Genomic DNA, 7360 nt, shown 5'->3' on the forward strand with positions numbered 1-7360 from the left:
CACCGAAGGGGTGTGCGCTGCCGCCCGCTCTCATACCTCGACGATCAGCTCCCGCAGCCCCCGCATGACGAAGTTCGGCCTGCGCTCCGGTTCTGCCGCCAGCCGCAGACCCGGCGCCCGAGCCAGCAACGCACGCATCGAGGAAGCCAGTTCGATACGGGCCAGGGGGGCGCCGATGCAGTAGTGGATGCCCGCGCTGAAGGAAATGTGGGGGTTCTCCGGCCGGGCCAGGTCCAGTTGCCCCGGCCGCGCAAAGACCGCAGGGTCGTGGTTGGCCGAGCCGAACAGCAAGGCGACTTCCGCGCCCCGCCCGATCTTCACCCCGTCGACCTCGATGTCGTCGAGCACCCACCGTTCGAAGAGCTGCAGAGGGGTGTCGTACCGCATCAGCTCCTCCACCGCCGTGGGCACAAGACCCACCGGGTCCGCCCGCAGCGCCGCCAGTTGCGCCGGATTGCGGAACAGCGCGTACCAGCCGTTCGTGGTGGCGTTCACGGTCGCCTCGTGGCCGGCGTTCAGCAGCAGCACACAGGTGGAGATCACCTCCTGCTCGCTCAGGTGTTCCCCGTCCTCGTGCGCGGCGATGAGCCCGGAGAGCAGGTCGTCACCGGGATCCCTGCGCCGTACGGCGATCAGCTCCCGCAGGTACGAGGAGAATTCGACCGAGGCCCGGACGGCCCGCTCGGCCACCTCGGGCGACGGGTTCAGCTCGTACATCCCGCAGATGTCCGCGGACCAGGGCCGCAACGGCTTCCGGTCCGATGCGGGGATGCCCAGCATGTGCGCGATGACGGCCACCGGCAGCGGCTCGGCGACGGAAGCGAGGAGGTCGCCCCCGCCCTCCGCGACGAGCCCCGCCACCAGCTCGGACGCCAACTCCTCGACGTAGGGGACGAGTTGGGCGACCGTGCGGGGCGTGAAGGCCTTGGAGACCAGGCGGCGGATCCGGGTGTGGTCCGGCGGCTCCAGGTCGAGCATGCAGTGGTCGTTGAGGACGTGGAAGGGCTCGTTCCCGGGTGGCGGTGCGGGGCGGCCGAACTCCTCGTGCGAGAACCGGTGCTGGTACGTACGCCCCAGCCGCCGGTCGCGCAGCAACGCCGACACGTCGGCGTGGTGCGGCACCAGCCACTGCTGCGTCGGCTCGAACCAGTGCACCCGACCCCGCTCGCGCAACGCGGCGTAGGCGGGACAGGGATCGGCAAGGAACTCGGGCGACCACGGGTCGAAATCGGCATCCATGGACGGACGCTAGCCGCCCCGCCCCCGCCATGGCCAGACGGAGCTTCAGGTGACCGTGCGGCCCAGAGAGGCGGCCAGCCGGTCGAGGGGAGGAGCGTCCTCGGACACCGGCTGCGGCGGGCCGAAGGAACCGCCTGCGGTGCGGGGGAGACCGCCGTAGATCTCCGCCACCACGGGAAGGGCGGCCTCGGCCAGAGGGCCGACGCCCTCGAACGGGCGACCGGTGGCCCGTGCCAGATCCCATCCGTGCACCAGCATTTCGATCGTCAGCTGCTCGACGAGCCGCCGCCCGGGAGCAGGCCCGTACCGCTGTTCGAGCATGCCGGGGCGGCGGAATGCCGACCGTGCGGCCCGGGAAGCGGCACGGAACGCTGCCGCGTGGTCGTCACCGAGATGGTCGGCGGCGAAGTCGGAGCGGGGCGCGCCCTCGGCGAGGCCGGCCCACAGCAGGTTCTCCCAGACCAGGTGGTCGAGCAGGATGCGTACGTCCCATGCGGCACACGGCGTCGGTCGGCCGAACTCACCCGGCTCCACGGCCTCGACAAGGGTGCGCACGGCGTCCAGGACGGCTTCGCAGGCGTGGAGCACACCGGCCGGACCCCATGCCTGCTCCCCGGCGTCGTAGATCTCGCCGAGGCCCGCCGCCCGCGTCCCTGGGGCGGGGTTGGCCCGGAGCGCCGTCCTCAGCCATTGACCGGCTGCGGCCAGGCTCGGCCGCGCTGGCCGGCCGTTGATGACGCACAGCAGCTGCCAGTACCGCTCGACGTGGGGCTCGGACGCGGCGTCGAGCTGTTCCAGGAGCAGCCGTCTGGCCCGTACGCCGTCCACGAGCGCGCCGTCGGCAGGCACGGGCTGTGTCGGCATCCATGTGGCGACGACGGTGGCGACCACGGCGTCCGCGGCCGGCGAGTCCGGGGCGATCCCCTGCTGCCTTGCGGCTGTCACCTGCCGGAACCAGTGGTCCGTGACCCGTTCCGCGTCCGCTGCCCCGGAGACGCCCTCCGCGCTGTCGTCCGCAGGGTGTGCGGCCGCGTAGCGGGCCATGCGGCGCAGACCGGCGCGCAGGGCGGGGTCACGGACGAGGCCGCCCAGTTCGAGCCAGGCGTCGACCTGTTCGTCCGTGGGATCGGCGGGAAGCTCCGGAGTGGCCGCCAGCAGGCCCCGCCGGTATGCGGGAACGTCCAGTTCGCCCAGTGTTCCGGTGACGAAGTCGTGGATGACGGCACGGCGTTCGGCGGCGGACATGCGCGCTATTTCGGTCATGAGGGTGAGTCCTTCGGCGGTCGTGTCGCGGCGGGTGACGGAGCGCAGCACGGCCTGCTGCGTGCGCAGGGTGCGGATCTGCGCCTCCAGCGCGTCGACGTGGGCCGCGGCCACCTGGGCCAGCGAGCCCTCCCGTTCCAGTACGTCCCGGACGGCCGCCAGCCCCAGGCCGAGCCCCCGCAGCGTCTGCGCCCATTGCAGACGGGCCAGGGCCTCGGTGCCGTAGAGCCGGTACCCGGCGGGAGTCCGGTGGGACGGGTGCACCACTCCGATGTCGGACCAGTGCCGGATCAGCTTCACCGTCAGCCCGGTCTTGCGGGCCACCTCTCCGATGGTCCAGAACGTGTCGCCGTCGACGTGCATGTACTCCACCTTTGGGTCTCCCACGGGGGGAGAGTCAACTCCCCGGCGCCGCAGCGTCCCCGGGGCGGGTGCCGGTGGTGAATCGCCCGGTGCCGGCGCCGGGGCGGGCGCCGGCGGTGAAGATCCGGTCCAGGTGGTGGTGCAGCACCGCGACCGCGGACTCCTGCTTCCGCTGGCCCACCAGGATGCTGGTGCCCATGGCCGCTGCCATGGCGAGCAGGCTGACGGCCTCCGTGCGCGCGTCGGCGCCGGGGTCGGCCAGTCCTGCTTCCTGGGCCTGTTCGAGCAGGCCCGCGAGGGCGTTCTCGGCGGCGTCGGGATTGTCGATGAAGGGCTGGGCGGCCAGCGCCCCGTCGGTCACGGACAGGATCGCGTAGGAGCTGTAGAGGAGGTGGAAGGTGCGGCTCTCCTCGTCGGTCGGGAGGGAAGCGAGCAGCAGGGCCTCGACGGTCGCGCGCGGGCCCGGATCGGGGCCCGTGGCGGCGAGGCGGGCACCCACACGGGCCGTGAAGCGGTCGGTGAGGTGCTGGAGCCCGTGGAAGAGCAGCTTCTCCTTGGTCTGGAAGTAGTACTGCACGAGGCGGAGCGAGACCCCCGCCTCGGCCGCCACGTCGCGCATCCCGACGGCGTGCAGTCCGCGCCGTCCGGCGACCCGGACGAGTGCCTCGGCGATCTGGGTGCGCCGTTCTTCGTGGTCCACGCGTTTCGGCATGTGCTCCAGTCTCCGCCCGGTGGTGTGGGCTCGCTGTCCGGTTCGTTCCCGTGCATCGGCACCTCGTCATGGTACAGCCGTATCAACATCATGGTACGTTCGTATCACAAAGAATGGATCTTCCCGGAGGTTGCCCCGTGCCCGAGAGCCCGACCCGCACGCGCCGTGACGTCGGCCGCTACGTCAACGACACCCTGCGCGACCGCTACTTCGAGGCCTGTGACGCAGTCTTCGCGATGGGTGCACCGGCCCGCTCCGAGACGGACGTGGAGACCAGCTTCGGCACCACGCACGTCTACCGGTACGGGCCCGCCGACCCGGCCGCCGAGTCCCGCACCCCGGTCGTCCTGGTCCACGGCGCCGGCGGCTGCTCCGCCCAGTGGTACCCCAACACCCCGGCACTCGGCGCCGAACGCCCCGTCTACGCACTCGACACCCCCGGCGACGCCGGCCGCAGCATCCACCGCGAACCCATGTGGCAGCCCGAGCGCGCGGCCCAGTGGATGGACGAGGCGCTCGACGCACTCGGCCTCGACCGGGTCCACCTCGTCGGCTCCTCCTACGGGGGCTGGCTGGTCATCAACCAGGCCCACCGGCGGCCCGGCCGGATCGCCTCGGTCACCGCCCTCGACCCCGGCGGCCTGGAGAAGGTGGGTCTGCGCTTCTTCGTCTGGGTCTTCGCCGGCCTCTTCGCCACCTTCGCACCCAAGGCGCTGCGCCCACGCCTGGCCTCCTGGCTGGAACAGCCCGTCCTCGCCGTCCCCGAACTGCGCACGATGATCCGGGCCGGCGTCAGGGCGTTCCGGATCCGCCGCCCCGCCCCGCCCCGCTGCCGCTGACCGACGAAGAACTGGGCTCGATCCGGGCGCCGTTCTACCTGGTCATGGGCAAGAAGAGCCTGCTCGTACACCCGCAACGGCAGCTCGAACGCGTACCGAGGCTGATACCCGGCGCCCGCGCCGAAATCATCGCCGCCACCGGGCACGGACCGCAGATCGACCACCCGGACCTGGTCAACACCCGGATGCTCGGCTTCATGGACGACGCCGACGCCCTCACCCCGGCCACGGACCGCGACCCTTCCGGCGCGTAGTTCAGCAGGGCGCGGACGGTGCAGAGGGCACACGACGCACTCACACGGCGCGGCCCGCAGCCGGACGGCTGTCCTCCGCACGCCTTCGCCGCTGTGGGCGGCAGCGCCGGGCGGTGTCCCGGCGGGCCGTCCTGAGCCTGCGCATCGTGGTGTGGCAGCGGCGGCTCCACTCGGCGCGGGGGAGCCCGGCGCGCTGCCCGCCCCCGGAGATCAGGGCGTTGACGGGTGCGTGCGGGTCGGCGGCGAGCCCCTTGGCCACCAGGACCCCGACCACCAGCGGGGTCAGGGCCACCGCGAGCGCCGACCCCGCGGTGGTCACGCGGCGCAGGTGCGGGCGGTTGGCGGCGGGCGCGGCGGCCGGGGGCGGTGTGGTCATGCCCGTATTCCAACAGCGGGAGCCCGGCGGGGGATCGGGGCGGATACTCAGGCCGCTGGGCGTGAGGTACTCAGACGGGACGCGGGCAGGCCGGGGGGAGAGGCCGGGCCGCATGAGGGAGTGACCGGGAAGTGACCGGGGCGACAGCGGGCCCGGCAATGGTGATCTTGTGCAGCCGCACCGGTGGCTGCCACCCGGTCGTCCGCGGAGATCCCGTGGAACGGCCGGCAAACCCCTCGGGTGTCCTTCGAATGGGAGAGTCAGTGCACAGGATCGTTCGTACCGCAGCCCTTCCCCTCACCGTCCTCTGCTGGGCGTCGCTGCTGGCGGCCGCCCCCGCGCCCGCCGCGGTTCCGGCCCCGGCCGGTGCGGCACAGGCCCCCGCCGCTGCCGCTCTGAAGGCGGGCTGTTCGGGGCTGGCCACGGCTCCCATCGGTTCCGACTGGCAGCACGGCAAAGCGAACACCTCGACCGCGGGCCACCCCGGCTACATGCAGGGGTACGACCTGGTCCTGCAGAGCAAGGGCGTCGCGCTGGCCGAAGTGAAGGGTTTCAACGAGCAGAACCAACTGGTGTGGTTCTCGGTCCCCGCGATGGACCCCGATTCCCCACACCGGAAGATCTCGGTCGCTTGGGGCAACAACCTCGCCACCCCCGAGATCCGGGTGAAGCCGGCGTTCGGGCAGATGGGAGCCACCGTCACCTTCAACTGCTAGCAGTTTCCCCGACAAGGCCCCGGTTCCTCGGACCCGGGGCCACGTCATGCCATCGCCATCGCCATCGCCATCGCCATCGGCGGAGCGCGTGCGCCGACCCCTGCTCGCCAAGAGCCGACGTCGGCCCCGGGGCGCCGGTGCCGCCCGCTGCTCACCGACCGGCGTCGACCGCTCTCAGCACGGCCGCCACGAGCGGGCCCGCGGATTCGCCGCCCCGGCCGCCGCGCTGCATCACGGCGGCAGCGGCGAGGTCACCGTGCCAGGCCGCGAACCAGCCGTTCGGCTCCTCCTGCCCGATGACCTCCGCGGACCCGGTCTTCGCCCCGACGTCGCCGCGCAGCCCCCGCATGGAGCCGGACGCCGAACCCGAAGTCGCCGTCGTACGCAGCAGGTCCCTCAGCTGCTCGTGCGCAGCGGCATCCAGTGGCCGCCGCGCCGTGGCGAGCGTGCGGTGGTCGAGAGCAGGCGCCACGAGGTACGGCTGTGCGAACCGTCCCGTCCTGGCAGTGGCAATGACCGACGCCATGGTCAGTGGGTTCATCCGCACCTGGCCCTGACCGATCATCGAGGCCGCCTTCGAAGCGGCGTGCTCCACGGGCACGGCTCCGGCGAACGCGGGGACGCCGACCGCCCAGCGCGTGCCGATCCCGAACACGTCCCGGGACTGCCGGGCCAGGTCCTCGTCCGCGACCTTGTCGGCCTGTGTGATGAAGGCGGTGTTGCAGGACGCGGCGAAACTGCTGCGGAACGTACCGCCGCGGATGTCGAAGTCGTCGACGTTGTGGAACTGCCAGCCACCGTACGACGCGGTCCTGGGGCACGGATGCGGCTTGTCCGAAGCGGCCAGCCGCTTCTCCAGCAGCAGCGAACCCGTGATCATCTTCATCGTCGAGCCTGGCGCGAGGCGACCCTCCAGGGCCGTGTTCGGGCCGCCCGCACGGGAGTTGGCGACCGCGAGGATCTCCCCGCTCGACGGCTTGAGCACCACGATCGAGGCGTCGGCGCGCAGAGCGACCTCACGCTCGGCCGCTTTCTGCACCCGTGCGTCGAGGGTGGTCCGCAGCCGCCCGGGCGCGCCCTCGGCGACGGACAGCAGCGCCGCGCCACTCGGTGGTTCGGCATCCGCGCTCCCCGCCGACGGAGGCTCGACGCGCAGCTCGATACGGGGCCTGCCGCCCGCCGTCTTCCCGAACTCCCGCCGCAGAGCGTCCACGACCGGGCCGAGCGAGGGGAACACCCGAGCGTCCAGAGGCCGCCCGTCCCGGTCCACCGCGCTGACCGGAGCGGCCCCCGTTTCCTGCACCGACAGCCGCTTCCCTCTGCCCAGCCGGGGATGCAGAACCCGGGGCTCCCAGTGGACGACCGCCTCGCCGTCCGAGGCCCGTCGCACCACGGTGAGTGCGGTGTCGTACGTCAGGGGCGCGCGAGCCCCCTCGTACGCGAACTCGGCCTTCACCGAGAACGGAACCCGCGCAGCGGCCGGTGCGCCCGCCCGGAGGACCTGGGCCGTGAGGTGCGCATGCTCCTTGAAGTCGCGCAGCGCGGCGCCGGCGGCCTTCGCGTCGTCGGTCCGCCCGGCCGCCGTCGTGGTGTCGCCC

General features: G+C 72.5%; 6 protein-coding genes and 1 pseudogene. 2 read left to right on the forward strand and 5 right to left on the reverse strand.

What is annotated here, in order from left to right:
- Nucleotides 1–30: 30 nt before the first annotated feature.
- Genes ACWGIG_RS35180 through ACWGIG_RS35190 form a run of 3 tightly spaced genes read right to left on the reverse strand, consistent with a single transcriptional unit; the run spans nt 31 to nt 3577 of the window.
- Complete coding sequence (locus ACWGIG_RS35180) at nt 31–1239, reverse strand: cytochrome P450 (protein WP_453325768.1); 1209 nt, start codon at nt 1237–1239, stop codon at nt 31–33.
- Between the two features lie 45 nt (nt 1240–1284).
- On the reverse strand, nt 1285–2889 hold the full coding sequence (locus tag ACWGIG_RS35185) for a TIGR03086 family metal-binding protein (RefSeq protein ID WP_453325769.1): 1605 nt from the start codon (nt 2887–2889) through the stop codon (nt 1285–1287).
- 10 nt (nt 2890–2899) lie between these two features.
- Nucleotides 2900–3577, reverse strand: coding sequence for a TetR/AcrR family transcriptional regulator (locus tag ACWGIG_RS35190; RefSeq protein WP_453325770.1), 678 nt, complete (start codon nt 3575–3577; stop codon nt 2900–2902).
- A gap of 137 nt (nt 3578–3714) precedes the next feature.
- Between ACWGIG_RS35190 and ACWGIG_RS35195 the strand changes: the two are divergent.
- Nucleotides 3715–4670, forward strand: a pseudogene (locus ACWGIG_RS35195) (alpha/beta fold hydrolase).
- A 40-nt stretch (nt 4671–4710) separates the two neighbouring features.
- On the opposite strand, the gene ACWGIG_RS35200 reads toward ACWGIG_RS35195, so the two are convergent.
- On the reverse strand, nt 4711–5046 hold the full coding sequence (locus tag ACWGIG_RS35200; RefSeq protein ID WP_453325771.1) for a hypothetical protein: 336 nt from the start codon (nt 5044–5046) through the stop codon (nt 4711–4713).
- A gap of 263 nt (nt 5047–5309) precedes the next feature.
- Between ACWGIG_RS35200 and ACWGIG_RS35205 the strand changes: the two genes are divergently transcribed.
- Nucleotides 5310–5762 carry a hypothetical protein gene (locus ACWGIG_RS35205; protein ID WP_453325772.1) on the forward strand — a complete coding sequence of 151 codons (453 nt, stop codon included), beginning with the start codon at nt 5310–5312 and terminating at the stop codon, nt 5760–5762.
- 151 nt (nt 5763–5913) lie between these two features.
- Here the strand turns inward: ACWGIG_RS35205 and ACWGIG_RS35210 are convergent.
- On the reverse strand, nt 5914–7360 hold a 1447-nt coding region (locus ACWGIG_RS35210), incomplete at its 5' end, for a penicillin-binding transpeptidase domain-containing protein (RefSeq protein ID WP_453325773.1).

The organism is Streptomyces sp. NPDC054863 (assembly GCF_053610825.1).

Excerpts from the sequence above, each read along its gene's own strand:
- ACWGIG_RS35180 (WP_453325768.1), bottom strand. The coding sequence starts at position 1,239 with ATGGATGCCGATTTCGACCCGTGGTCGCCCGAGTTCCTTGCCGATCCC.
- ACWGIG_RS35200 (WP_453325771.1), bottom strand. The coding sequence starts at position 5,046 with ATGACCACACCGCCCCCGGCCGCCGCGCCCGCCGCCAACCGCCCGCAC.
- ACWGIG_RS35190 (WP_453325770.1), bottom strand. The coding sequence starts at position 3,577 with ATGCCGAAACGCGTGGACCACGAAGAACGGCGCACCCAGATCGCCGAG.